Annotated in this window: 22 protein-coding genes and 1 tRNA gene; 12 read left to right on the forward strand and 11 right to left on the reverse strand. The window is 60.8% G+C overall.

What is annotated here, in order from left to right:
* Nucleotides 1–19: 19 nt before the first annotated feature.
* The 6 genes from pheS to E8E75_RS14340 form a co-directional block, all read right to left on the reverse strand.
* Entirely contained in the window at nucleotides 20–1,036 is a 1,017-nt protein-coding gene (gene pheS, locus E8E75_RS14315; protein WP_153917135.1) for a phenylalanine--tRNA ligase subunit alpha, read from the reverse strand.
* 94 nt (nucleotides 1,037–1,130) lie between these two features.
* Complete coding sequence (gene rplT / locus E8E75_RS14320) at nucleotides 1,131–1,487, reverse strand: 50S ribosomal protein L20 (protein ID WP_016493508.1); 357 nt, start codon at nucleotides 1,485–1,487, stop codon at nucleotides 1,131–1,133.
* Nucleotides 1,488–1,515: 28 nt separating this feature from the next.
* A complete protein-coding gene (gene rpmI / locus E8E75_RS14325) occupies nucleotides 1,516–1,710 on the reverse strand; it encodes a 50S ribosomal protein L35 (RefSeq protein ID WP_016493509.1) in 195 nt (64 codons plus the stop codon).
* Nucleotides 1,711–1,771: 61 nt separating this feature from the next.
* Complete coding sequence (infC, locus tag E8E75_RS14330; protein WP_174235599.1) at nucleotides 1,772–2,323, reverse strand: translation initiation factor IF-3; 552 nt, start codon at nucleotides 2,321–2,323, stop codon at nucleotides 1,772–1,774.
* Entirely contained in the window at nucleotides 2,323–4,245 is a 1,923-nt protein-coding gene (gene thrS, locus E8E75_RS14335) for a threonine--tRNA ligase (protein WP_120650369.1), read from the reverse strand. Before thrS ends, infC begins: the two co-directional genes overlap by 1 nt.
* Nucleotides 4,246–4,472: 227 nt before the next feature.
* Nucleotides 4,473–4,549: transfer RNA gene (locus E8E75_RS14340), tRNA-Val, on the reverse strand.
* 184 nt (nucleotides 4,550–4,733) lie between these two features.
* Here E8E75_RS14340 and E8E75_RS14345 point away from each other — a divergent pair.
* Nucleotides 4,734–6,017, forward strand: a complete 1,284-nt coding sequence (locus tag E8E75_RS14345) for an FAD-binding oxidoreductase (protein ID WP_120650367.1) — start codon at nucleotides 4,734–4,736, stop codon at nucleotides 6,015–6,017.
* 59 nt (nucleotides 6,018–6,076) lie between these two features.
* On the opposite strand, the gene E8E75_RS14350 is transcribed toward E8E75_RS14345, so the two are convergent.
* Nucleotides 6,077–6,745 carry a PA2778 family cysteine peptidase gene (locus E8E75_RS14350; RefSeq protein ID WP_280359274.1) on the reverse strand — a complete coding sequence of 223 codons (669 nt, stop codon included), beginning with the start codon at nucleotides 6,743–6,745 and terminating at the stop codon, nucleotides 6,077–6,079.
* Nucleotides 6,746–7,059: 314 nt separating this feature from the next.
* Here E8E75_RS14350 and E8E75_RS14355 point away from each other — a divergent pair, with 314 nt between their 5' ends.
* The 4 genes from E8E75_RS14355 (at nucleotide 7,060) to E8E75_RS14370 (ending at nucleotide 9,998) form a co-directional block, all read left to right on the forward strand.
* The gene (locus E8E75_RS14355) at nucleotides 7,060–7,329 is read left to right on the forward strand and encodes a hypothetical protein (protein WP_120650362.1); all 270 of its coding nucleotides are present in this window, start codon (nucleotides 7,060–7,062) and stop codon (nucleotides 7,327–7,329) included.
* 219 nt (nucleotides 7,330–7,548) lie between these two features.
* Nucleotides 7,549–8,556: a DJ-1/PfpI family protein gene (locus E8E75_RS14360; RefSeq protein WP_153917139.1), complete on the forward strand. Its 1,008-nt coding sequence runs from the start codon at nucleotides 7,549–7,551 to the stop codon at nucleotides 8,554–8,556.
* A 10-nt stretch (nucleotides 8,557–8,566) separates the two neighbouring features.
* Entirely contained in the window at nucleotides 8,567–8,809 is a 243-nt protein-coding gene (locus E8E75_RS14365; protein ID WP_153917141.1) for a DUF1272 domain-containing protein, read from the forward strand.
* A gap of 22 nt (nucleotides 8,810–8,831) precedes the next feature.
* Nucleotides 8,832–9,998: an MFS transporter gene (locus E8E75_RS14370; protein WP_153917143.1), complete on the forward strand. Its 1,167-nt coding sequence runs from the start codon at nucleotides 8,832–8,834 to the stop codon at nucleotides 9,996–9,998.
* A 181-nt stretch (nucleotides 9,999–10,179) separates the two neighbouring features.
* Here E8E75_RS14370 and nfuA read toward each other — a convergent pair whose 3' ends face one another.
* Both nfuA and E8E75_RS14380 read right to left on the reverse strand, forming a co-directional pair.
* On the reverse strand, nucleotides 10,180–10,764 hold the full coding sequence (gene nfuA / locus E8E75_RS14375) for a Fe-S biogenesis protein NfuA (RefSeq protein WP_120650354.1): 585 nt from the start codon (nucleotides 10,762–10,764) through the stop codon (nucleotides 10,180–10,182).
* Between the two features lie 94 nt (nucleotides 10,765–10,858).
* Nucleotides 10,859–13,144, reverse strand: coding sequence for a fatty acid cis/trans isomerase (locus E8E75_RS14380; protein WP_153917145.1), 2,286 nt, complete (start codon nucleotides 13,142–13,144; stop codon nucleotides 10,859–10,861).
* Nucleotides 13,145–13,317: 173 nt separating this feature from the next.
* Between E8E75_RS14380 and metH the strand changes: the two genes are divergently transcribed.
* Together metH and E8E75_RS14390 are read left to right on the forward strand one after the other, a co-directional pair.
* Nucleotides 13,318–17,010, forward strand: coding sequence for a methionine synthase (metH, locus tag E8E75_RS14385; RefSeq protein WP_153917147.1), 3,693 nt, complete (start codon nucleotides 13,318–13,320; stop codon nucleotides 17,008–17,010).
* A gap of 78 nt (nucleotides 17,011–17,088) precedes the next feature.
* The gene (locus E8E75_RS14390) at nucleotides 17,089–18,474 is read left to right on the forward strand and encodes an FAD/NAD(P)-binding protein (RefSeq protein ID WP_120650349.1); all 1,386 of its coding nucleotides are present in this window, start codon (nucleotides 17,089–17,091) and stop codon (nucleotides 18,472–18,474) included.
* 22 nt (nucleotides 18,475–18,496) lie between these two features.
* On the opposite strand, the gene E8E75_RS14395 is transcribed toward E8E75_RS14390, so the two are convergent.
* Nucleotides 18,497–18,790, reverse strand: a complete 294-nt coding sequence (locus E8E75_RS14395; protein WP_069084458.1) for a DUF1883 domain-containing protein — start codon at nucleotides 18,788–18,790, stop codon at nucleotides 18,497–18,499.
* 110 nt (nucleotides 18,791–18,900) lie between these two features.
* Here E8E75_RS14395 and E8E75_RS14400 point away from each other — a divergent pair, with 110 nt between their 5' ends.
* From E8E75_RS14400 to E8E75_RS14410, 3 genes are all read left to right on the forward strand, one after another.
* Complete coding sequence (locus E8E75_RS14400) at nucleotides 18,901–19,572, forward strand: hypothetical protein (protein ID WP_174235568.1); 672 nt, start codon at nucleotides 18,901–18,903, stop codon at nucleotides 19,570–19,572.
* A 66-nt stretch (nucleotides 19,573–19,638) separates the two neighbouring features.
* The gene (locus tag E8E75_RS14405; RefSeq protein WP_153917149.1) at nucleotides 19,639–20,679 is read left to right on the forward strand and encodes an RNA methyltransferase; all 1,041 of its coding nucleotides are present in this window, start codon (nucleotides 19,639–19,641) and stop codon (nucleotides 20,677–20,679) included.
* 55 nt (nucleotides 20,680–20,734) lie between these two features.
* A complete protein-coding gene (locus E8E75_RS14410) occupies nucleotides 20,735–20,953 on the forward strand; it encodes a DUF2970 domain-containing protein (protein ID WP_120650346.1) in 219 nt (72 codons plus the stop codon).
* Between the two features lie 3 nt (nucleotides 20,954–20,956).
* On the opposite strand, the gene E8E75_RS14415 is transcribed toward E8E75_RS14410, so the two are convergent.
* Nucleotides 20,957–22,042, reverse strand: coding sequence for an ABC transporter substrate-binding protein (locus E8E75_RS14415; protein ID WP_153917151.1), 1,086 nt, complete (start codon nucleotides 22,040–22,042; stop codon nucleotides 20,957–20,959).
* Nucleotides 22,043–22,495: 453 nt separating this feature from the next.
* On the opposite strand from E8E75_RS14415, the gene E8E75_RS14420 reads away from it, so the two are divergent.
* Both E8E75_RS14420 and E8E75_RS14425 read left to right on the forward strand, forming a co-directional pair.
* Nucleotides 22,496–24,154 (forward strand): nitrite/sulfite reductase, encoded by a 1,659-nt coding sequence (locus E8E75_RS14420; protein ID WP_153917153.1) that lies wholly within the window; start codon nucleotides 22,496–22,498, stop codon nucleotides 24,152–24,154.
* A complete protein-coding gene (locus E8E75_RS14425; RefSeq protein WP_120650340.1) occupies nucleotides 24,138–24,638 on the forward strand; it encodes a DUF934 domain-containing protein in 501 nt (166 codons plus the stop codon). Before E8E75_RS14420 ends, E8E75_RS14425 begins: the two co-directional genes overlap by 17 nt.
* Nucleotides 24,639–24,679 lie beyond the last annotated feature (41 nt).

Consider the following 24,679-nt stretch of genomic DNA (forward strand, 5'->3'; position numbering starts at 1 on the left):
TCGTTTCGGACAATACGACCTAGCGGAATTGCGCGAGGAAGCGCAGGTCGTTGTCGAAGAACAGGCGCAAGTCGTTGACGCCATAACGCAGCATGGCCAAGCGCTCCACGCCCATCCCGAAGGCGAAGCCCTGGTATTTCTCAGGGTCGATGCCGGACATGCGCAGCACGTTCGGGTGCACCATGCCGCAGCCCATCACTTCCAGCCAGCCGGTCTGCTTGCATACGCGGCAACCTTTGCCAGAGCACATCACGCATTGCATGTCGACTTCAGCCGACGGCTCGGTAAAGGGGAAGAAAGACGGACGGAAACGTACACCAAGGTCCTTCTCGAAGAACACACGGAGGAATTCTTCGATGGTGCCCTTGAGGTCGGCGAAGCTGATGCCTTCGTCGACCAGCAGGCCTTCGACCTGGTGGAACATCGGCGAGTGGGTGATATCTGAGTCGCAGCGGTAGACGCGGCCAGGGCAGACGATGCGGATCGGCGGCTGCTGCGACTCCATGGTGCGCACCTGTACCGGAGAAGTATGGGTGCGCAGCAGCATGTTCGCGTTGAAATAGAAGGTGTCGTGCATTGCCCGGGCCGGATGGTGGCCAGGAATGTTGAGCGCTTCGAAATTGTGGTAGTCGTCTTCGACCTCGGGGCCTTCGGCAATGCCGTAGCCTATCCGAGTGAAGAACTGCTCGACACGCTCGAGGGTGCGGGTTACCGGGTGCAGGCCGCCGGAAACCTGACCGCGCCCCGGCAGGGTCACATCAATTCGTTCGGCCGCGAGCTTGGCGGTCAGGGCAGCCTGCTCAAGCGACTCTTTGCGGGTGTTCAAAGCATCCTGAACGCGCTCCTTGGCAGCGTTGATCAGGGCGCCGACCTTGGGACGCTCTTCGGCCGGCAAATCGCCCAGGGTCTTCATCACCTGGGTCAGCTCGCCTTTCTTGCCAAGGTAGTGAACGCGAATCTGCTCCAGGGCATCCACGTCTTCAGTTTGCTGCACGGCCTCAAGCGCTTGCGAGACCAGCGCATCCAGATTTTCCATTTACTGACTCCAGATACGAAATAGGGGAAGAGCGCAAGGCCCTTCCCCTATCGGTGACGTTTAGCACCGGGCAAGCCCGGTGATTGTCGGGGACTTAAGCCAGAACGGCCTTAGCTTTCTCGACAATCGCAGCAAACGCCGCTTTTTCGTTCACTGCCAGGTCGGCCAGAACCTTACGGTCGATCTCGATGGCCGCTTTTTTCAGGCCAGCGATCAGACGGCTGTAGGACAGACCGTTCTGACGAGCACCAGCGTTGATACGAGCGATCCACAGAGCGCGGAACTGACGCTTGCGCTGACGGCGGTCACGGTAGGCATATTGGCCAGCCTTGATTACCGCCTGCTTGGCAACGCGGAACACGCGGCTGCGTGCACCGTAGTAGCCTTTGGCGAGTTTCAGAATCTTTTTGTGACGCTTACGAGCGATGACGCCACGCTTAACACGAGCCATGAGTAATTTCCTCTAGAATCTTGACCGATTAACGAACGCGCAGCATGCGCTCTACTTTGCGGACGTCAGACGGGTGCACCAGGGTGCAACCGCGCAGCTGACGCTTACGCTTGGTAGTCATTTTGGTCAGGATGTGGCTCTTGAAAGCGTGCTTGTGCTTGAAGCCGGAAGCAGTCTTCTTAAAGCGCTTCGCAGCACCGCTCTTGGTTTTCATTTTTGGCATGTTCGGATACTCCGCATTCAATCAATACATATAACCGCAAGGCCTGCCAGTGCCCTGGGGGTTATTTTCGCTTTTTGGGGGCGATGACCATCATCAGCTGGCGTCCTTCCAGCTTAGGATGCTGTTCTACGGTGCCATATTCGGCGAGGTCAGCTTCGACCCGCTTCAATAGCTCCATACCCAGCTCCTGGTGGGCCATCTCACGACCGCGGAATCGCAGGGATACCTTGGCCTTGTCCCCATCACTAAGGAAACGTACCAGGTTGCGTAGTTTTACCTGGTAATCCCCTTCTTCCGTCCCTGGACGAAACTTGATTTCTTTAATCTGCTGCTGGTGCTGGTTCTTCTTCGCTGCGGCAGCCTGCTTCTTCTTCTCGAAGAGGTGCTTGCCGTAATCCATGATCCGGCAAACAGGCGGCACGGCATCGGCAGAAATTTCTACCAGATCCAGCTTGGCTTCTTCAGCAGCGCGAAGCGCTTCATCAATCGAGACGACGCCAATCTGCTGGCCGTCAGCACCAATCAACCGCACCTCACGAGCCGAGATATTCTCGTTGATCGGGGCCTTCGGTTGAGTCCGCTTGTCCTGTCTCATTTCACGCTTAATAGTGATTACTCCAATTCTTGGCGACCACGCCGGGAAACCGCTTGTGCGAGCAATTCAGAGAAGCTTTCGAAGGGCATGGAACCCAAATCGACACCCTCGCGGGTGCGCACAGCAACGGATCGAGTCTCAACCTCCCGGTCTCCAATAACCAAGAGATAGGGAACCTTGAGCAAAGTATGCTCGCGGATTTTAAAGCCGATTTTTTCGTTTCTCAAGTCGGACTTGGCACGGAACCCGCTTTCGTTGAGGGCTTTCTCGACCTCGACGGCGAAATCGGCCTGCTTGTCGGTGATATTCATGATCACCGCCTGGGTAGGCGCCAGCCATGCCGGGAACGCGCCCGCGTAGTGTTCAATCAGCATGCCGATGAAGCGCTCGAAGGAACCAAGTATCGCGCGATGCAGCATCACCGGGCGCTTACGGTTGTTATCTTCGGCGATATAGCTGGCATCCAGACGCTCCGGCAGGTTCGGATCGTACTGCAGGGTGCCGCACTGCCAGTTACGACCGAGGCAGTCTTTCAGGGTGAATTCGATCTTCGGGCCGTAGAAAGCACCCTCTCCCGGCTGGTATTCCCAGGACAGGCCGGACTCGTTCAGCGCATCCGCCAGAGCTCCTTCGGCACGATCCCACAGCTCGTCGGAACCCACCCGCTTAACCGGACGAGTGGACAGTTTCATTGAGATATCGCTGAAACCGAAGTCGGAATAGACCTGCAGGGTCAGCTTGATGAAATCAGCCGCCTCTTTCTTTACCTGATCTTCAGTGCAGAAGATGTGGGCGTCGTCCTGGGTGAAGCCGCGCACGCGCATGATGCCGTGCAGGGCGCCGGACGGCTCGTTGCGGTGGCAGGCACCGAACTCAGCCAGGCGCAGCGGCAGGTCACGGTAAGACTTCAGGCCCTGATTGAAGATCTGAACGTGGCACGGGCAGTTCATCGGCTTGACGGCGTAATCGCGGCTTTCCGACGAAGTGGTGAACATGTTCTCGGCGTAGTTAGACCAGTGACCCGAGCGCTCCCAAAGGATGCGATCGACTACCTGGGGAGTGCGCACTTCTACATAGCCGTGGTCACGCTGGACCTTGCGCATGTACTGCTCGAGCACCTGATAGACGGTCCAGCCGCTCGGGTGCCAGAAAACCATGCCCGGCGCTTCTTCCTGCAGGTGGAAGAGGTCCAACTGCTTGCCGATACGGCGATGGTCACGCTTTTCGGCCTCTTCGATGCGCTGGATATAGGCAGCCAGCTGCTTCTTGTCCGCCCAAGCAGTGCCATACACACGCTGCAGCTGCTCGTTCTTCGAGTCGCCGCGCCAGTAGGCACCGGAAATCTTGGTAAGCTTGAACGCCTTAAGGAAACGGGTATTCGGCACGTGAGGGCCACGGCACATGTCCACGTACTCCTCATGGAAGTACAGACCCATGGCCTTCTCGTCCGGCATGTCATCGACCAGACGCAGCTTGTATTCCTCGCCACGCGCCTTGAACAGCTCAATGACCTCGGCCCGCGGAGTCATCTTCTTGATGACGTCGTAGTCCTTCTCGATCAGCTCAGCCATGCGCTTTTCGATGGCCGCCATGTCTTCCGGCGTGAAGGAGCGCTCAAAGGCGATGTCGTAATAGAAGCCTTCCTCAATGACCGGCCCAATAACCATCTTGGCGGTCGGATAGAGTTGCTTGACGGCATGGCCGACCAGGTGCGCACACGAATGGCGGATGATCTCCAGCCCTTCTTCGTCCTTGGGGGTCACAATCTGCAGCGAGGCATCGTCTTCGATCAGGTCGCAAGCGTCTACCAGCCTGCCATTCACCTTGCCAGCCAGGGTCGCCTTGGCCAGCCCCGCACCGATGGACTGAGCCACCTCGAGCACGGATACGGGTTTATCGAAAGTACGCTGACTGCCGTCAGGAAGAGTGATGATGGGCATGGCGCCTCCTCTCCTAGTGGTGACCTCTACCAAAGGCCACATGGGTTGGGATGAGCCAGTACGCGATTCGGTGGTATGCCCGCCGTACGATGGCAGGAGCCTTGCAGCCAACCAGAGCCGAACCAGAGTCACTGGAGGTAATAAAGAGCGGGATGCTTGCAGAAAGCCAAAGCCCCGACAAGCGCCCAATAAAAAAGGGTCACCTGAGTGACCCTTTTTATCGAATTTGGTAGGCACAATTGGACTCGAACCAACGACCCCCACCATGTCAAGGTGGTGCTCTAACCAACTGAGCTATGTGCCTTCGATGGGTGCGCATTCTACGGACTAACTTTTCCCTGTCAACACCTTTTTTCGCTAACTCTCTGAAAAAGTGGATTTTTTACTGTTCATCGCCTCGTTTAATATTTTGCACAGAGGCTAGCCGACCCGTTTCAACTCAGGTAGCATCGTCACATCTGTAAAAAATAAAAAACAGAGATTCCATTATGACGCACACTCCCTACCCCCAGTCCTATTACGCGTTCTCGGCCAACCCGGTACCGGCTCGCCCGGAACTGCAAGGCGAGATCGAAACTGACGTTTGCATTATCGGCGCAGGCTATACCGGACTTTCCACCGGCCTCTTCCTCTTGGAGAACGGCTTCAAGGTCACCATCCTGGAAGCCGCCAAGGTGGGCTTCGGCGCATCCGGTCGTAACGGCGGCCAGATCGTCAACAGCTACAGCCGCGACATCGATTCGATCGAGCGTACCGCGAACCCCAAGAACGCCAAACTGATGGCTGACATGGCGTTCGAAGGCGGCCGCATCATTCGCGACCGCATCAGCAAGTACAACATCCAGTGCGACCTGAAGGATGGCGGTGTATTCGCTGCCTTCACCAAGAAGCAGATGGGTCACCTGGAAGCCCAGAAGAAACTTTGGGAGCGCTTCGGCCACAACCAGCTTGAATTACTGGATGCCAAGGGCATCCGCAAAGTGGCGGCGACCGACAACTATATTGGCGGCATGCTGGACATGAGCGGCGGTCACATCCATCCGCTCAACCTGGCACTGGGTGAAGCCGCAGCCATCGAATCCCTGGGTGGCGTGATTCACGAGCAGAGCCCGGCAATCCGCATCGAGCGTGGCGCCAACCCGGTGGTGCACACCCCGAAAGGCCGCGTGAAAGCCAAGTTCGTGGTGGTAGCCGGCAACGCCTATCTGGGCAACCTGGTTCCCGAACTGGCCAGCAAGTCCATGCCTTGCGGCACCCAGGTGGTCACCACCGAGCCGCTCTCGGATGAAATGGCCAATTCCCTGCTGCCCCAGGATTACTGCGTCGAGGACTGCAACTACTTGCTGGACTACTACCGTCTCTCCGGCGACAAGCGCCTGATCTACGGCGGCGGCGTGGTCTACGGCGCCCGCGACCCGGCGAACATCGAAGCCATCATCCGGCCGAAGATGCTGAAGACCTTCCCGCAGCTGAAGAATGTGAAGATCGACTTCGCCTGGACCGGCAACTTCCTGCTGACCTTGTCGCGCCTGCCCCAAGTCGGTCGGATTGGCGACAACATCTACTACTCCCAAGGCTGCAGCGGCCACGGCGTGACCTACACCCACATCGCCGGCAAGGTGATCGCCGAGACCCTGCGTGGCCAGGCCGAGCGCTTCGACGCTTTTGCCAGCCTGCCGCATTACCCCTTCCCGGGTGGTCGCGTGTTCCGCGTGCCCTTCACCGCGATGGGTGCCTGGTACTACACCATGCGCGACAAGCTGGGCGTCTGATCCGCCTGCAAACACGAACGGCGCCCAAGGGCGCCGTTTTTCATTTCAGTAACTGCCGATCAAGGCATCTGCAAGCGTGCCATTTTCGCTGCATTAACCTGCCCCGCCGCCGCAAGCTCATCGGCCGCTTTCAGCCAACGAGCCCGCTCCACCGATGCCGGCAACTGATTCGGCGCCTGCACCAGCACCGCCCAATTACCCGCCTCCGTCCAGCCCGCCTCGAATGCACCGAAACTCATCACGGCGCGACGCTCGTGACCATGTCGCAGCAGAACCTGCCGGTTTTTACGGTCGTAACCGATCAGCAGCGCGTAGCGCCAAGAGGGCATCCAGCCGAAGCCTTCGCGCAGGTGCACGAGCACCGGATTCCCCGCAGCTACTTGTTCCAGCAAGTCGTCCATCCGGCTGCCCAGGGGATAGACCACAAGGCCATGCTGGCGTGCCGTCATCGCCAACCCATCCCGCAGGGAGGCTTCCTTCTGCGGCAACTGCAGCTCTTTTTCGATCATGCCTGGCGTGACCTCGTCTCCCTGCTGGGTCAGCAAGGCCGCCAACGAAGCCGGTGCGCTCTGGTAGGCGTTCTGGGCGAAGAACGGGACACCGCTTAACTCGACTCGCTCCGGCCCCGAGCGCAGCTTGGGGGACAGCGACTGGGCGCCACAGCCGGCCAACACGGCAATGCAGGTGGCGACAAGGATGGGACGGAACAGGCGGTTCAGGACGGGCACGGCAACACTCGCTGTAGGCAACCTCGAACGGCCGATGATCATACTGGCAGCAGCCCGGGCGATACATCGCGAGAGGGGCTGGACCCGATTCGGGACAATACCGAAGGCGACCTGTATACCCTATCCCACGATAAAAACGCACAACGGCCGATACAAAAATGGCTTACCCATTCATTTCAGCGACAAAAACTTAGTTTTTCACGACGTGCTGTGACTTATCGGTCGGGTCTCGCCATCCACATTCACGACAGCGCAACAAAGGCCTTAGCCGCGCTGTCACCTTCATTGGGCACAATATGGAGAGACCCCCTCCCATGAACACTCCGCTACGTTTCAACGAAGCACTGATCATTACTGGCCGTGCATTCAAACCGTTCCAGTGCGTTGCCTGGGCCCTGCAAGACGGCACCGGCGAACTCAGCATCAGCGTGATCGACCGCACCAACACCCGTCTTCTCGGCCGCTCGAAGATTCCCAGCAGCACCTATTCCGACCCGGAGCAACTGGCCAACATCCTCAAGCAGTCCCGTGAGGAGCTGAGCCGCAAGGGCTACGACCTCGAACCCTGGTCGATGCCTGAGTAAACGCTTCAGCGCCAGTGCCCAATGCGCGGCGAGCAGGTCCTACTGCTCGCCCGGCCACAGTTTTCCCCTCTCCCCTACCTTCCAATCGATTCCCCGCAGCGACTGAATACTCAGTAGGCCCTACATTCGCACTTATTTGGCGGGATCTGTGGGCTTATTGTCATTGTTGCCACCCACCTTTGACTGCAGACTGACGCCATCGCCTTCTCCGAGATCGTCATGGAATCGATTCGTCACATCGCCTGCCTGGCCTTTGCTGATGTCATGAGCCTGGACGTGACCGGCCCTCTGCAGGTATTCGCGTCAGCCAACGACGAACGCGCGCGCCAGGGCCTTCCGCCGAGTTACGGGATCCACCTATTGGGACCCGAAGCGGGACCTGTGAAGACCTCGGCCGGCTTTGCCCTGATGGCCGACCGGGCGTGGCGTGAGGTCGACCCGGCAAGCCTGGACACCTTGCTCGTTCCAGGTGGCATGGACATGCAAATCCAATGCAGGGACCAGGAACTGCTGGACTGGTTGCGCAGTACGGAACCACAGGTACGACGCTTCGGCTCCATCTGCTCGGGCGCCTTGATTCTTGCGGCAGCCGGATTGCTGGATGGCCGCCAGGCCACCACCCACTGGTCGGACGTGGAAGCCCTGAGCTGCCACGAGGGCATCGAGGTGACGGGCGATCGGCTGCACACTTACGACCCCGCGGGTCAGGATGGCGACCCCCACATTTTCACCTCTGCTGGCGTCACCGCTGGCATCGATCTGGCACTGGCGTTGGTCGAAGCCGACCTTGGTCGTCCGATGGCACTGGCGATCGCCCGGCGACTGGTCCTGTTCCTGCGCCGCCAGGGCGGTCAAACGCAGTTCAGTGCGCTGCTCACACCGGAGCCCAGCCGCACGCCAAAGCTGGCGGCGCTACTGGCATGGATTCCGGCGAACCTAGGCGCCGACCTGTCGCTGGAAGCACTAGCCGCCCAGGCAAAAATGGCGCCGCGCAGCCTGTCACGCGCGTTCGCCCAGGAATTGGGCGTGGGCCCGGGCAAGTATGTGGAGCGGGTCAGGCTGGAAGCGGCTCGCACCCTGCTGCAGGACTCCCAGGCCTCCATCGCCACTGTGGCGCGCCTGACCGGCTTCGGTCACCCCGAAAACCTGCGCCGCACCTTTCACAAGCACCTGTCCGTTGGTCCGCAGGAATACGCGCAACGCTTCGGACGCCCCACTCACAACTGAGGAGCCGGTCATGCTCGAACTGCGCCCCAACTGCGAATGCTGCAACAAGGACTTGCCACCCGACTCCGAGCAGGCGCTCATTTGCTCGTTCGAATGCACCTTCTGCCAGGACTGCTCCGACCAGCGCCTGCATGGCACCTGCCCCAACTGCGGCGGTGAACTCGTGCGACGGCCAATACGTCCCATGGCGAAACTGGCGAAATTCCCCGCCTCCGCCCAGCGCGTCCTCAAGCCTGACGGTTGCCCGAGCTGAAACGACCTCTCAAGGAAGCACCATGCTGCTGAACAACCCTACCCTCCGAGTGCTCTTCGCCGGCCAGGCGCTCTACTGGAGCTGCTCGATGATCGGCATCACGCTTACCTCCCTGGCAGGTCTGCAACTGGCACCGTTAAATGCCCTGGCGACGCTGCCTCTCACGCTGCTGATCCTGGGCAATCTGCTGGCCGTGCAACCGCTGTCACTTTTCATGCAGCGCCACGGTCGGCGCTCAGGTCTGATGCTGGGCGCAAGCTGCGGAGTGCTGGGCGGGATGCTGAGCGCTGTAGGCGTTTGGCTATGGGACTTCGTCCTGTTCTGCCTGGGCGCCCTGGCTATAGGCGGCTACCAGGCATCGGCCATGTATTACCGTTTCGCCGCCCTGGAGGCAGTGGGCGATGCCCAGAAAGGCCGAGCGACTTCCTATGTGATCGGAGGCGGTGTCTGCGCCGCGCTTTTTGCCCCAAACCTGTCCCTATGGTCGCGCGATGCCCTGGACGCACCTTTCGTCGGCGCCTACCTACTCATTGCGGCGCTGGCGCTGATCGCCCTGCTGCTGATGTCACGCCTGCGCGAAGGTGAAGCGCCACGTCCTCCCCGTGCTGGCTGGAGTCAGGCTCGTGTCCTGCTGTCACGGCCATTGGTGCGCGCCGCGCTGGCCACTACCGCCGTTGGCCACGGCCTGATGATGCTGGTAATGAACGCCACACCCCTGGCGATGAATTTTTGCGGCCTACCGCTGGAATCAGCCGCAGAGGTGATCCGCTGGCACATGCTAGGCATGTTCCTGCCCGCCTTCATTGCCGGCCCGCTGGTGGACCGTCTCGGCAGTCGACGAATCGCTGTATTTGGCAGCCTGATCCTGCTGGGAAGTGCCGCAATAGCCCTCACAGGCCTGCAGCAGAGTCATTTCCTGGCCAGTTCATTTCTTCTGGGCATCGGCTGGAACCTGATGCTGGTGGCAGGTACCACTCTTCTGGGCGAAGGCCACAACGCCAACGAACGTGGCCAGGCCCAAGGCCTTATGGAGCTGGGCAATGGCTTGGTGGCAGCTTGCGCCTCGTTCACCTCGGGTGCACTGATCAGCGGTATCGGCTGGAACGCCGTGAACCTGGGCATGCTGCCACTGCTGGTGGTTGCCCTGCTGATGCTGCTGCCATTACGGCGCAGACTGGCGGCAGGCTGAATTGCCAGCGCCTGGACTCCGCAGGCGCCAAACGCAGCGAGCCCAAACATCGGTGCTCAGGACTTCCCGGACTGAGCTTATTCCAGCCGCAACCCACAAGGCTCGTTGTGAGAGCGGACTCATTCGCAACTGGATACGAAAAAGGCGACCCGAAGGTCGCCTTTCTAATTGCGCGTACGCCTCAGTAGTAGGCGTTTTCCCGATTGCTGTGATCGGTGACGTCGCGTACACCCTTCAGCTCCGGGATGCGCTCCATCAGGGTCTTCTCGACGCCGTCCTTGAGCGTCATGTCGACCATGCCGCAGCCTTGGCAACCGCCGCCGAACTTCAGCACCGCAATGCCTTCCTCGACCACATCCACCAGACTGACCTGGCCGCCGTGGCTAGCCAGACCGGGATTGATTTCGGTCTGCAGGTAGTAGTTGATGCGTTCGGTGAGCGGGCTGTCTTCGTTGACCATCGGGACCTTGGCATTTGGCGCCTTGATGGTCAGTTGGCCGCCCATGCGGTCAGTGGCGTAGTCCACCACGGCATCATCCAGGAACGGCTCGCTCACGCCGTCGATCCAGGCAGTGAAAGCAGCCAGGGCAACAGCGTTGTCCTCAGGCTTCTGCTCGCCCGGCTTGCAGTAGGCGATGCAGGTTTCGGCGTACTGGGTGCCGGGCTGGGTAATGAAGATACGAATGCCGATGCCCGGGGTGTTCTGCTTCTCCAGCAGGTCAGCCAGATAATCCTGGGCAGCTTGGGTAATGGTGATGGCGCTCATGGCAACTCCTCGCAAACATGGGCGCAGTGTACGCCAAAGGGGAACGGGGGTTAAAGCCTTACCAAATTAGTAGGAATTATTCTCGTCCAGTGGTTCACAGATTCCGATAGCGATTCATATCCAGCTCACCTGCCTCGACGGGCTCGGTTTCGCGGATATAGCCCGCCAGATCGTGGAAATAGGTCCAGAACCGTGGGTGAGTGCGACGAATGCCCCAGCGCTCCACCACCTTGTCGAACGCTGCTCCATCCTTCGCCTGTTCCAAGGCAGCGACGAAGGTTTCAGCTTCCTCCGCCTTGAGACTGAAGATGAAGTTCGGGTAGCTGGATAGCACGCCCGGATACAACGTCAGGGTGTCCAGGCCCGGCTGGTAGCGCAGTTCCTCGCCGAGCATGAAAGCCACATTGCTGTGGGCGCGGTTGCGTAGGAGGCTGTAGATCTCGCGACTACCGTCATTCAACTCCACCCGGAGCAGGGTCGCCTCCGGCAGTTGGTCGATGACCTTGAGCCCAGCCGCTGGCCGGCTCACCAGCCTGCTCAGAACCTGCTCGGCACCCTGCAGTTCAGGTGCTATGCCCGGTCTGTAGCAACGTCCATCACGGCAGCGATTGATCGGGTCGGGCCGGGCATTCAGGCCGGCGTAGCGCATCAGCAATTCCTGGGCAAACGCGCGCTTGGGGTCTTTTTCAGGCAGTGCCAGCGCTGTGGGGGTGTCGTTGTCGATGCTCTGGTAGTCCAGCCACATCTTCACCTTGCCGCTCTTCTGATACCAGTCGCCGAGCAGCGCCGCGCGGGACTCTGCCGGCATCAGGCGAAGGAAATTGACCTCGGCACCATTGCGGATCAGGTCGAAGTACAGCCGCGTCTGCGCCTGGTGGGAAACGTTGCCGAACACGTCAAAGTTGACCACCAGCTGGTAGTACGTCCGCTCGAGCAGCGGGTAGTCCATCCACCAGATGGTCTGCGGGATCTCGCCGATCAGGCCTTTGCGCACCGAAGCGCTGTCGTGCTGGCGGAAGATCGATAGCAGTGCATTGTAGTTACCGGTCCAGATGTGCGACCAACTCGGAAATGGCGCGTCGGCGTAGGCTTCCATGCGCAGCGCCTCGTACTGGTTGCGCTTGTTGCGGTAGGCGCGCCACAGACTAGGCAGGTCACCGATGTCATCGAACTGCCCCGGCATCGCCAGCAATGGGGTTGCCTGTTCGCGGTAGCTGGCATCGGTGATGTACAAGTCGTGACTCGGGGCCTGGAACAACGCCCAGAAGTTGTCGCGAATCACGTCGGTGGCGATCTGGCCACGGCAGACCGGGCCACGAATAAAGGTACGCACGAAATACTCGGCGTTATCCAGCATGAATTGGTAGCGGGCCTGTGCCGGGATGGCCTGGAAAGTTTCGAAAGGATTGGCGCGGCGCTGGGCTCCGTAGCCAGGAACCTGATCAGCCACCCAGGCACCGGAATAGAAGAGCTCCTTGACCCGCGCCAGCTTCTTCGCGCTCAGCGGATAAGTGATGTGGGTCTTATGGACAATCACGCCCTGGATAGGCCAAAGCCGGTAATAGAAGGTATTGCCCGGCTCGTCATTGGGACGACGCGTGGCAATGGGGTCGATGGGCTGACCGCTGGGGGTACGCGAGCGTACCAGCTGGAAGAAATGGCCAGACTCACTCCCTTCAAAATAGAGATGGGCAAGGAACAGGTGCTCGAACAGCCAGCGCCCCACCAGCACTTCACGCGCCCCTGGGGCATTCAATAGCGCTTCCCACTCGGCTACCTGGCGGACCTCCGTATCGCTGGGCTGCACGGCCTGCTCCTCCACCTTCGCACCCTGTGCCAACCAGCGCTGCAAGGTCTGGTACTCCGCCTCGCTGAGACCGGTGACGGCGAACGGCATACCGGCTTGCGCGTGCTTGCGGGCGTAGTCGTCGAACTCTCCGGGCAAGGGGCACTGATTCTGTCGATTGATGCCGATATCGAGCTCGGCGGGCAGCTTTGCATTGGCCTCGGGCGGATTGCTGCGACCCAGCTCCAGCATCCGGGCCATCAGGGCAGCCTGGGCGCCATTGGCGTCCAGCACGGAATGGAAGCCCTTGCGCCGCCAGGCGTCGGCTCCCTGGGCATCGAAGTACAAGCGAGTGGTCGCCTGGGCCCTGGTACGGCCGCCGTCATACACCGGCAGTTTGCTGCCCCCACGCGCGGCGCCCTCGGCACTGCCCAGGTTGAGCTGGCACGGCGAGTCATAGCAGGCGTGGCAGGCCACACACTTCTGGGTGAAGATCGGCTGGACGTCGCGACTGTAGGACAACTCCTCCGCCGCTGTCGGGCGAATCCACAGCATGAACAGAACAAACAGGGTGGCGCAGGTACGCAACGACATGACTCGGTCCATGAGGAGCAAATGGGCGGATTTTACTGACTTACGGGACAGGCCGGCGAACCGGCCCCAACACCAACATGAACAAAATTCATGGAAACGGCGAACAAGCTAAAAAATACTAAGGTTTTGCTATCATCCTCGCCTTTGTTCACGCCACCCCTCAGGTAGTTCCCATGTCCGACCGCATCGCCCGCCAGCAAGCCCTGCAACAGGCGCTCAAAGAGCGCATCCTGATCCTCGACGGCGGCATGGGCACCATGATCCAGAGCTACAAGCTGCAGGAAGAGGACTACCGCGGCGAGCGCTTCGCCGACTGGCCGCAGGACGTCAAAGGCAACAATGACCTGTTGATCCTGAGCCGCCCGGACGTGATCGGTGCCATCGAGAAAGCCTACCTGGACGCCGGCGCCGATATCCTGGAAACCAACACCTTCAACGCCACCCAGGTGTCCCAGGCCGACTATGGCATGGAGTCACTGGTATACGAACTGAACGTCGAAGGTGCGCGACTGGCTCGCAAGGTCGCCGACGCCAAGACGCTGGAAACCCCGGATCGCCCGCGCTTCGTCGCCGGCGTGCTCGGCCCGACCAGCCGCACCTGCTCGATCTCCCCGGACGTCAACGACCCCGGCTACCGCAACGTCACCTTCGACGAACTGGTGGAGAACTACACCGAGGCCACCAAGGGCCTGATCGAGGGTGGCGCCGACCTGATCCTGATCGAAACCATCTTCGACACCCTCAATGCCAAGGCAGCGATTTTCGCGGTGCAGGGCGTATTCGAGGAAGTCGGCTTCGAACTGCCGATCATGATTTCCGGCACCATCACCGACGCCTCCGGCCGCACGCTGTCCGGACAAACCACCGAAGCCTTCTGGAACTCGGTAAGTCACGCCAAGCCGATTTCCGTCGGCCTCAACTGCGCCCTTGGCGCCGCCGACCTGCGCCCCTATCTGGCCGAGCTCGCAGCCAAGGCCGGCACTCACGTTTCCGCCCACCCCAACGCCGGCCTGCCCAACGCCTTCGGTGAGTACGACGAAACCGCAGAGCAAATGGCCGAAGTGGTGGAAGAGTTCGCCAAGAGCGGCTTCCTCAACATCATCGGCGGCTGCTGCGGCACCACCCCGGCGCATATCAAGGCGATTGCAGAGGCCGTGGCCAAGTACCCGCCACGCGTCATTCCGGAAATCCCCAGGGCCTGTCGCCTCTCTGGTCTGGAGCCGTTCACCATCGATCGCAGCTCGTTGTTCGTCAACGTCGGCGAGCGCACCAACATTACCGGCAGCGCCAAGTTCGCCCGGCTGATCCGAGAAGAGAACTACACAGAAGCCCTGGAAGTCGCCCTGCAGCAGGTGGAAGCCGGCGCCCAGGTGATCGACATCAACATGGACGAGGGCATGCTCGACTCCAAGGCGGCGATGGTGAAGTTCCTCAACCTCATCGCCGGTGAGCCGGACATCTCCCGCGTGCCGATCATGATCGACTCCTCCAAGTGGGAAGTGATCGAAGCTGGCCTGAAGTGCATCCAGGGCAAGGGCATCGTCAACTCGATTTCCATGAAGGAAGGCGTCGAGCAATTCAAGCACCACGCCCGCCTGTGCAAGCGCTACGGTGCCGCCGTGGTGGTCATGGCCTTCGACGAGGTCGGCCAGGCCGACACTGCCGCGCGCAAGAAGGAAATCTGCCAGCGCAGCTACGACATCCTGGTCAACGAAGTGGGCTTCCCGCCTGAAGACATCATCTTCGACCCGAACATCTTCGCCGTAGCTACCGGTATCGAAGAGCACAACAACTACGCCGTGGACTTCATCGAAGCCTGCGCCTACATCCGCGACCATCTGCCCTACGCGCTGTCATCTGGCGGCGTGTCCAACGTGTCGTTCTCGTTCCGCGGCAACAACCCGGTGCGCGAAGCCATCCACTCGGTGTTCCTCTACCATGCGATCAGGAACGGCCTGACGATGGGCATCGTCAACGCCGGCCAGCTGGAGATCTATGACGAGATCCCGGCCGAGCTGCGTGAAAAGGTCGAAGACGTGGTGCTCAACCGCAACCCCGACTCCACCGAGGCCCTGCTCGCCATTGCCGACAACTTCAAGGGCGGCGGCGCGGTGAAGGAGGCCGAGAACGAAGAGTGGCGCAGCTACCCGGTCGGCAAACGTCTGGAGCATGCGCTGGTCAAGGGCATCACCACCTTCATCGTCGAAGACACCGAAGAGTGCCGCCAACAATGCGCGCGCCCGATCGAAGTCATCGAAGGCCCGCTGATGAGCGGTATGAACGTGGTCGGCGACCTGTTCGGCTCGGGCAAGATGTTCCTGCCCCAGGTGGTCAAGTCGGCGCGCGTGATGAAGCAGGCCGTGGCGCACCTGATTCCCTTCATCGAAGCGGAAAAAGGCGACAAGCCCGAAGCCAAGGGCAAGATCCTCATGGCTACCGTGAAAGGCGACGTGCATGACATCGGCAAGAACATCGTCGGTGTGGTGCTCGGCTGCAACGGCTACGACATCGTCGACCTGGGCGTGATGGTGCCGGCGGAGAAGATCCTGCAGACCGCCATCGCCGAGAAGTGCGACATCATTGGACTCTCCGGCCTGATCACCCCGTCGCTGGACGAGATGGTCCACGTCGCCAAGGAAATGCAGCGCCAGGGCTTCAAGCTGCCGCTGATGATTGGCGGCGCCACCACCTCCAAGGCCCACACCGCCGTGAAGATCGACCCGCAGTACAGCAACGATGCGGTGGTCTACGTGACCGACGCCTCCCGCGCCGTGGGCGTTGCCACTCAGCTGCTGTCGAAGGAACTCAAGGCCGGCTTCGTCGAGAAGACCCGCATCGAGTACGCCGAAGTCCGCGAACGCACAGCCAATCGAGCTTCCCGTACAGAGCGCCTGGCCTATGCCGACGCCCTGGCCAACAAGCCGCAGTTCGACTGGAACAGCTACCGCGCAGCCAAGCCGAGCTTCACTGGCGCCCAGGTACTGGAAGACATCGACCTGGCCGTACTGGCCCAGTACATCGACTGGACACCCTTCTTCATTTCCTGGGACCTGGCCGGCAAGTACCCGCGCATCCTTACCGATGAGGTCGTGGGCGAAGCGGCCACCTCGCTGTTCAACGACGCCCAGGCCATGCTCAAGCAGCTGATCGAGGGCAAGCAGATCAAGGCCCGCGCGGTATTCGGCTTTTGGCCGGCCAACCAGGTGGACCACGATGACATCGAGGTCTACGACAACCACGGCAAGGCCCTCGCCCGACTGCACCACCTACGCCAGCAGACCATCAAACCTGACAGCAAGCCAAACTTCTGCCTGTCCGACTTCGTCGCGCCCAAGGAAAGCGGCATCACCGACTACGTCGGCGGCTTCATCACCACCGCCGGCATCGGTGCCGAAGAACTGGCCAAGCAGTACGAAGCCAAGGGCGACGACTACAGCGCGATCATGGTCAAGGCACTGGCTGACCGCCTGGCAGAAGCCTGCGCCGAGTGGCTGCACGAGCGTGTGCGCAAGGAATATTGGGGCTACGCCGCCGACGAGCAACTGAACAACGAGGCGCTGATCAAGGAGCAGTACAAGGGCATTCGCCCCGCTCCCGGCTACCCGGCCTGCCCGGACCACACCGAGAAAGGCACCCTCTTCCGCCTGCTCGATCCGCAAGGCGCTTCCGGCGTCACCCTCACCGAGCACTACGCGATGTTCCCGGCGGCCGCGGTCAGCGGTTGGTACTTCGCCCACCCCGAGGCTCAGTATTTTGCCGTGGGCAAAGTCGAGCGCGACCAGATCGAGAGCTACAGTAAACGCAAGGCTCAGGACCAGACCGTAAGCGAGCGCTGGCTGGCGCCCAACCTCGGCTACGAGAACTAGAAAAGGCACGCGTTGCATCATTGCAATTGATCTGATCCGTTGCAGCAGTGTGCCCGAAGGACGTATTGGGGGATAGGCATGAGAGTGCATCAGCACATCAGCATCATTGGCAGCGGATTCTGTGGGACGGCGCTGGCCGTCCAGTTGCTGAACCACGCTAGAGGACCACTGCATGTTCAGCTGATCAATCGCTCAGGACGCCTGGCGAGAGGACTGGCCTACGGCACCCGTTCGACCAGCCACCTACTCAACGTTCCCGCAGGACGCATGAGCCTGTTCCCGGAACGCCATGACGATTTCCTCCTGTACGCCCAGTCCAAATTGCCCAGCGCGCGGATGGGCGACTTTCTGCCTCGGAGCCTCTATGGGGATTATCTGGAGCAGCGCTTGGCGGAGGCTATTGCCTGCAAATCTCCGGTAGTTTCGTTCGAGCATGTCGTAGCCCAGGTCATCGATATCGACATGGCGTCCGACCAGGTCGTCCTGACCTTGCTGGACGGCCGTCGCCTGGAAAGCACACAGGCAGTGATTGCCACGGGGAACTTCGCACCAGCGGTACCCGCTCCACTCGCCAGCATTGCCTCAGATTCACGATTCATTCGCGACCCGTGGCGGCCCCACGCGCTCGGGCCAATCGAGCGGAATGCAAGGGTCCTGTTGATCGGCACCGGACTTACCATGCTCGACGTGGCGCTGGCCCTTCAAGACCAAGGCCACAACGGCACGCTGCAAGCATTTTCACGGCGGGCGCTTCTGCCTCAGGCCCACCGCTCCAATCTGGAATCACCAAACCTTCCGGCGGTACCCGATTCGCTGCTCCGTCGGGCCAGGACTAGGCACTTGCTGTCCGGCATCCGGGCATACGTGCGCGCTGCCCAGCGTGATGGTTATGACTGGCGTGAAGCGCTCGCAGCGCTGCGCCCTGCGACGCCAATGCTTTGGCAGCAGCTGGATAGCAGCGAGCGCAGACGCTTTCTGCGCCACTTGCAGCCATATTGGGAGGTTCATCGACACAGAGCTGCACCGAAAGTCTCCGCGCGAATCGAAGCAATGCTACAGCATCGCCATCTGGAGGTAGTCGCCGGATGCGTGAGAACGGCAAAGGCCTCCGAAGAGGCGCTGATACTGGATCTGAAGCTGCGCGGAAAGCAGCAGACGAAACGCTTCGAGGTCGACCACATCATCAACTGCACGGGGCCCTGTAGTGACCTCACAAGACTGGACGAGCCGCTGTTGAACAGTTTACACGCCCGTGGCGTTGTACGACGAGACGACGAAGGATTGGGCGTGGAGGCCACAGCGGACTATCGCCTGATCGGCAGAGACAACGACGCCCATGAGCGCCTGTTCCTGCTGAGCCCCATGCTCCGTGCCCGTTACTGGGAAGCGACCGCGGTGCCAGAGTTGCGTCAACACGCGGCCAGACTTGCAGAGCTGCTACTGAGCGGCGACCAGACCAACTAGCCTGGCCTACCATGCATTGGGCTCAACCCTTGGTACGTCTCACGAACTTGATCGACCACTCGAAGTTAGGCTTGCGCGTGACGCTGATGGCGCGACGGGTAACGGTGTCGAGAGTGACGTTCCAGAAGCCGGTACTAGGGATCACGATCTTCGCCGGGAAACGGTCGAACGCGCCGCCGTGATAACTGTGACGGCCGCCGTTCTTGAAGCTGCGGAAGTTCGCATCACTCATCAGGCGAATGTTGCAGGTCTGCGAGCACTGGATGACGACCAGGTCGCCCTCGTTGAGGTGCTCGCGTTGATGGATGAACTTCATTTACAGCTCCTGGATCACTGGATCGAACAGCGCGCCAGAATACCACGGAGGCAAATGTCGTCGCCTCGCCTACGCTGAAGAAGCCGACCAGGCGGGATGCCCGGATAAAAATGGACGACCGCCTGCCGCGCATCCAATCATTCTGGAAGCCGATCAAACAAGGTGGACACGACATGCCTCACTCCAGCCATATCCCTGCGCTCTTGATCACACTCAGCCTGCTCGGAGCGTGCAGCAGTCATGCCGAGAATGATGGTCTGGACGCGACCACCAGCACAGGCGAAGCCTACGCCCAGGGTGTCCCAGGTAGCGTCGTCACGGAGACGGAGCAAGTCTCGGCGGTCGTTACGGCCATCGATCATCAGAAGCGGACCTTCACTCTTGAAGACGAAAAGGGCAATCGCCAGACCTTCAACGCGGTGCCGGAAATGCGCAATTTCCCGCAGCTGAAAATCGGAGACCGGGTCAATGCAGTGGTGACCCACGAGCGGGTAATCCAGCTGCGCGCGCCTGGCGAAGCCCATGAAGATGGCGCTGCCGGCCTGGTCGCAACCGCTCCCGAAGGCGACAAACCGGGCATGCTGGCGGCCAATACCGTGGAAGTCACTGCAGTGGTCAAAGCCATCGACACCACACAGCACACCGCCACGCTGGAGTTCGACGATGGCACCCGCAAGGTCGTGAGGGTGCGCCCCGACATCGAGCTAAAGCCTTCCTATCTCAATCAGGAAGTGGTTATCCGGATGACCTCCGCATTGGCTATCACCGTAGAGGCTCCCTGAAGCCGGCAAGCTGGACGCCTGGCGGTCCTGCCACGCCTTCGGGGACAGTGGTAGGATGCGCGCCCCATGCGTATCAGCGATATCCATCAACAGCTGGCCGACCTCGGCGCCCTCCCCGTCCACAGCGGACGGGTGGTGCGTGCCTGGCTGCAAGGCAAACCCCTGGATAGCGGCACCCGTCGCCAGCACACTGAAAACTTCCTGCCTCTGAGCGTCCGCGACGGCCTGCCTGCGTTGGCCGAACAGCTGGACGCGCTGGTGCGACTGGACTCCCAGCACCCTGGTTCCGACGGCTCTGCCCGCCTGCTGGTAGCGCTGCGCGACGGCCAGATGGTGGAGAGCGTGCTACTGCCCAGAGACGGCCTCTGCGTTTCCACCCAGGTTGGCTGTGCTGTGGGGTGCGTATTCTGCATGACTGGCAAGAGCGGTTTGCTTCGTCAGATAGGCAGTGCCGAAATCGTTGCCCAGGTCGCCCTCGCGCGCCGCTTCCGACCGGTGAAGAAGGTGGTGTTCATGGGAATGGGCGAGCCCGCCCACAACCTGGAGAACGTGCTGGAAGCGATCGACCTGCTAGGCACCGACGGCGGCATCGGCCACAAGAACCTGGTGTTTTCGACCGTGGGCGATATGCGCGTGTTCGAGCGACTACCTCGCGAGCGGGTCAAGCCTGCCCTCGCCCTGTCCTTGCATACCACCCGCGCCGATCTTCGCGAACAGCTGTTGCCCAAGGCACCGCGCATCACCCCGGACGAACTGGTGGAGCTGGGCGAAACCTATGCCCGCACCATCGGTTATCCGATCCAGTACCAATGGACGCTACTCAAGGGCATCAACGACAGTCAGGAGGAAATGGATGGCATCCTGCGTCTGCTCAAGGGCAAGTACGCGGTGCTCAACCTCATTCCCTACAACAGCCTGGACGCGGACGAATACCAGCGCCCTGACGGTGACCGCATCGTGCAGATAGTGCGCTACCTGCACAGTCGCGGGGTGCTCACCAAGGTCCGCAACTCTGCCGGGCAGGACGTCGAGGGCGGTTGTGGACAATTGCGTGCCCGCGCAGTGGAACTGGTCAACACCCGCCGCCTGCACCGCCCCACGTCCTGAAACGACCAACGGCAAATCCGGCCCAACGAGCTAAGCTCAGGCCAGGAGGTGCTCCATGGACGACAAGAATCACGACCAACCCCTGAGCTTCCGGGAAATGCTGCAAAGCGTGCTGGCGGCCGCCTTCGGCGTGCAGAGCGGGAAGAACCGCGCTCGCGACTTCAGCCGCGGCAAGCCCAGTCACTTCATCATCCTGGGCGTGCTCTTCACGGCGATCTTCGTGCTGGTGCTCTATGGGCTGGTGAAGTTGGTGCTTCACTTCGCTGGCGTGTGAGCCTCAGTCGATCAACGGCTCGAGGGAGAATCGGTAATCGCCGGCAGCCTTCTTGCCGACCAGGCTGAATTTTCGGAAATCGAGATCGAAACCCTGTCGCTCGAAACGCCGCAGCAGGCGTGTCGCCTTGTCCCGATCCAGCGACATGAACAACCGCACTTCCCGGTCCTTGCCACCATGCCTGGCGAAATCCAGTCCGGCGTCATAGTCGTGGAGCAGCACCATGGCCCAACCGCCGATGGTGAAGTGGCCACTGACCAGGGCGTTGATCTTCCCATCGAGATAGGTGTGCAGGACTTCCGTGGAATTGTTCAAGGCGGAGAACAGCACATCCTTTCCAGGCTCATGCCCAAGCTCAATGGCAGCCTTCATTGCACCAAAGGCCATCTCATCATTGGCCGACCACACCACCTTGGCCTCCGGATAGCGCTGGAACAATTGCAACGCCTGGGTGTAGGCACGATCGCGATTCCATTCGCTATAGACCAACTGCCTCAAGCGGGCATTGGGAGCCTCCGCCAGGGCGCGCATGAGCCCCTGCTCGCGTAGCTGCGCAGCGGGAGTCTGCTTGACGCCGGAGAATGCCAGCACATCGAAGGGCTGACCGGGCGTACGCTGTTCCTGCAGATCCAGGAGCGTACGCGCCATCAGGTACCCGGCTTCCTCATCGTTCGCGACCATGCTGCCGATCCAGTCGGGATAGCGTTCCCGGGTGGCCCCGGTGAGCATCTGCTGGTCGGGTGTCAGGTTGCTGTTCACCGTGAACAGCTTGACCCCGCTGCCTCGGGCCAGGCGCAGGATTTCCGGTCCCGCATACTGCTCATTGACGAACAGCAGGTAATCGGGCCGATTCTCGCCCTGAAGCACTTCGCGGGCCTGCTCAAGCATCAGGTTCATATCGCGCTCGGCATATCGGACCTCGAGGCCCATACCCAGGTCGCGGGCAGCGGCTTCCATGAACTGCGCATAGCTGGCCCAGAAGGGCTCGCTAGTACGGCCCGGATTGAGAAACACCACGGATGCGGCACTCAGCGACTGGCTGAACGCCAGGCATAAGCCAAAAAGAAGGGAGGAGTAGCGACCTTTCATTCGATCACCCTGAAAAAGCAGCGGCGAAGTATAACCACTTCTTGCAGGGCATTCGGGCGCGACGAAGCGGGCCAGTGGAAGCTGGCCCGCTTTACGCCTTCTTTATTGGTGGCTGACCCAGAAAACAGCGGTGGAAACGGCGATCAGAATCAGGAAAAAGATGGCCCAGGCGTCAACCTTGCTGTCACGGTTGGAGTCCTCGGAATGATCGGTCATGGCGTCCCCCATTTGTTGTGGTTATAGGCGGCTTGCACATCGAGTAAAGACCAGCCCCTGCAGGGGCTCAAGCCGAAGGGTTATGCACCCCCGCCAAACAATAACTTTTGGTTCTTTACATATACTCAAACATCACTTTTGCGCATAACCCCGAACTGGTATCTTCCTCCGGCTCCGCGGGGAGTGCGCGGCCGTGCGCGCAGAAAAGCTGTAAGCAGCCTGACAACAGGACATTTCATGTACGTATACGACGAGTACGATCAACGGATCGTCGAGGACCGCGTAAAGCAGTTCCGCGATCAGACCCGCCGCTATCTGGAAGGCGAGCTCTCGGGTGAGGAATTCCGCCCGCTGCGCCTGCAGAACGGCCTGTACATCCAGCGCTTCGCGCCCATGCTGCGCGTTGCCGTGCCTTACGGCCTGCTCTCTTCGGTCCAGGTGCGTAAGCTGGCGCAGATCGCTCGCGACTACGACAAGGGCTACGCCCACATCAGCACCCGCCAGAACGTCCAGTACAACTGGCCGGAGCTGGAAGATGTGCCGGAAATCCTCGCCGAGCTGGCCACCGTGCAAATGCACGCCATCCAGACCAGCGGCAACTGCATCCGCAATACCACCACCGACCAGTTCGCCGGCGTTGCCCGTGACGAGCTCGTCGACCCGCGCCCCTGGTGCGAGATCATCCGCCAATGGTCCACTTTCCATCCGGAATTCTCCCACCTGCCGCGCAAGTTCAAGATCGCCGTCAATGGCGCCGTAAGCGATCGCGCGGCCATCGAAGTCCATGACATTGGCCTGGAAGCGGTGCAGAACGATGCCGGCGAACTGGGCTTCCGTGTATCCGTCGGTGGCGGCCTGGGCCGTACCCCGATCGTGGGCAGCTTCATCAACGAGTTCCTGCCCTGGCAGCACCTGATCAGTTACCTCGACGCCATCCTGCGCGTGTACAACCGCTATGGCCGCCGTGACAACAAGTACAAGGCGCGCATCAAGATCCTGGTCAAGGCACTCACCCCTGAAGTCTTCGCCGAGCGCGTGAATGCCGAGTGGGCCAACCTGAAGGATGGCCCCACCACCCTGACCGAAGCTGAAGTGGCTCGCGTCGCCAAGCACTTCGTCGACCCGACCTACAAGGCCCTGGAAGACCAGGACGCCGCCCTCGCAGCCCTGGATGCCGAGCACCCCGGCTTCGGCCGCTGGCGCACCCGTAACGTCGTGGCCCACAAGAAGCCCGGCTACGTGGCTGTGACCCTGTCACTGAAGCCCACCGGCGTGGCCCCCGGCGACGTCACCGACAAGCAACTGGACGCCATCGCCGACCTGGCCGACCGCTACAGTTTCGGTGAAGTCCGCAACAGCCATAACCAGAACATCATCCTCGCTGACGTCGAGCAGTCCCAGCTCTTCACCCTGTGGGGAGAACTGCGTGAGCTTGGCTTCGCCACGCCGAACGTGGGCCTGCTGACCGACATCATCTGCTGCCCGGGCGGCGACTTCTGCTCCCTGGCCAACGCCAAGTCGATCCCGGTGGCCGAAGCCATCCAGCGTCGCTTCGACGACCTGGATTACCTGTTCGACATCGGCAACCTGGACCTGAACATCTCCGGTTGCATGAACGCCTGTGGCCACCACCATGTCGGCCACATCGGCATTCTCGGCGTGGACAAAAAGGGCCAGGAGTTTTATCAAGTGTCCCTCGGCGGCAGCGCCGGCCGTGATGCCAGCCTGGCACAGATCCTCGGTCCGTCCTTCGCCCAGGATGAAATGGCCGATGTGATCGAGAAAATCATCAAGGTCTACGTGGAACAGCGCACCGAGGACGAGCAGTTCCTCGACACCTTCCGCCGTATCGGTATCGATCCGTTCAAGGAGCGCGTATATGCAGCGAATCATTAAGAACGGCCAGGTCATCGACGAGACCTGGCATCTGCTGGCCAAGGACGCGACCCTCGACGGCATCCCCAACTGCGACGACATCATCATTCCGCTCGCGCTCTGGCGCGATCACGCCCATGCGCTGAAGGCACGCGATGGCGGCCTGGGCGTCTGGCTGGACAGCGATGAGGAAATCGAGGAAATCGCTGATGACCTGGAGCACTTCCAGGTCATCGCCCTGAACTTCCCGGCTTTCACCGACGGCCGTCACTCCTCTACCGCCTATTTGCTACGCCAGCGCTACGCCTACAAGGGCGAAGTGCGCGCGATTGGCGATGTGCTGCGCGACCAGCTCTGGGCCCTCAAGCGTTGCGGTTTCGACGCCTTCGCCCTGCGTGCGGACAAGGACCCGTACGACGCCCTCAAGGCCTTCGAGGAGTTCTCCGAGGTCTACCAGGCGTCCAGCGATCAGCCCCTGCCGCTGTTCCGCCGCCGCACGGCCTGAGTGACGCGCCGATAAAAAGCCCCGCATCTGCGGGGCTTTTT

This window comes from Pseudomonas sp. BN606 (genome assembly GCF_029873115.1).
In the GTDB taxonomy this organism is placed as follows: Bacteria; Pseudomonadota; Gammaproteobacteria; order Pseudomonadales; family Pseudomonadaceae; genus Metapseudomonas.

Coding starts and splice junctions, on each gene's coding strand:
- nfuA (WP_120650354.1), bottom strand. CDS start 10,764: ATGAGCGCCATCACCATTACCCAAGCTGCCCAGGATTATCTGGCTGAC.
- E8E75_RS14400 (WP_174235568.1), top strand. CDS start 18,901: ATGGACGACCGCCTGCCGCGCATCCAATCATTCTGGAAGCCGATCAAA.
- pheS (WP_153917135.1), bottom strand. CDS start 1,036: ATGGAAAATCTGGATGCGCTGGTCTCGCAAGCGCTTGAGGCCGTGCAG.
- E8E75_RS14380 (WP_153917145.1), bottom strand. CDS start 13,144: ATGTCGTTGCGTACCTGCGCCACCCTGTTTGTTCTGTTCATGCTGTGG.
- E8E75_RS14415 (WP_153917151.1), bottom strand. CDS start 22,042: ATGAAAGGTCGCTACTCCTCCCTTCTTTTTGGCTTATGCCTGGCGTTC.
- thrS (WP_120650369.1), bottom strand. CDS start 4,245: ATGCCCATCATCACTCTTCCTGACGGCAGTCAGCGTACTTTCGATAAA.
- E8E75_RS14370 (WP_153917143.1), top strand. CDS start 8,832: ATGCTGCTGAACAACCCTACCCTCCGAGTGCTCTTCGCCGGCCAGGCG.
- E8E75_RS14390 (WP_120650349.1), top strand. CDS start 17,089: ATGAGAGTGCATCAGCACATCAGCATCATTGGCAGCGGATTCTGTGGG.
- rpmI (WP_016493509.1), bottom strand. CDS start 1,710: ATGCCAAAAATGAAAACCAAGAGCGGTGCTGCGAAGCGCTTTAAGAAG.
- E8E75_RS14355 (WP_120650362.1), top strand. CDS start 7,060: ATGAACACTCCGCTACGTTTCAACGAAGCACTGATCATTACTGGCCGT.
- E8E75_RS14420 (WP_153917153.1), top strand. CDS start 22,496: ATGTACGTATACGACGAGTACGATCAACGGATCGTCGAGGACCGCGTA.
- E8E75_RS14365 (WP_153917141.1), top strand. CDS start 8,567: ATGCTCGAACTGCGCCCCAACTGCGAATGCTGCAACAAGGACTTGCCA.
- E8E75_RS14395 (WP_069084458.1), bottom strand. CDS start 18,790: ATGAAGTTCATCCATCAACGCGAGCACCTCAACGAGGGCGACCTGGTC.
- E8E75_RS14425 (WP_120650340.1), top strand. CDS start 24,138: ATGCAGCGAATCATTAAGAACGGCCAGGTCATCGACGAGACCTGGCAT.
- rplT (WP_016493508.1), bottom strand. CDS start 1,487: ATGGCTCGTGTTAAGCGTGGCGTCATCGCTCGTAAGCGTCACAAAAAG.
- E8E75_RS14345 (WP_120650367.1), top strand. CDS start 4,734: ATGACGCACACTCCCTACCCCCAGTCCTATTACGCGTTCTCGGCCAAC.
- metH (WP_153917147.1), top strand. CDS start 13,318: ATGTCCGACCGCATCGCCCGCCAGCAAGCCCTGCAACAGGCGCTCAAA.
- E8E75_RS14405 (WP_153917149.1), top strand. CDS start 19,639: ATGCGTATCAGCGATATCCATCAACAGCTGGCCGACCTCGGCGCCCTC.
- E8E75_RS14410 (WP_120650346.1), top strand. CDS start 20,735: ATGGACGACAAGAATCACGACCAACCCCTGAGCTTCCGGGAAATGCTG.
- E8E75_RS14360 (WP_153917139.1), top strand. CDS start 7,549: ATGGAATCGATTCGTCACATCGCCTGCCTGGCCTTTGCTGATGTCATG.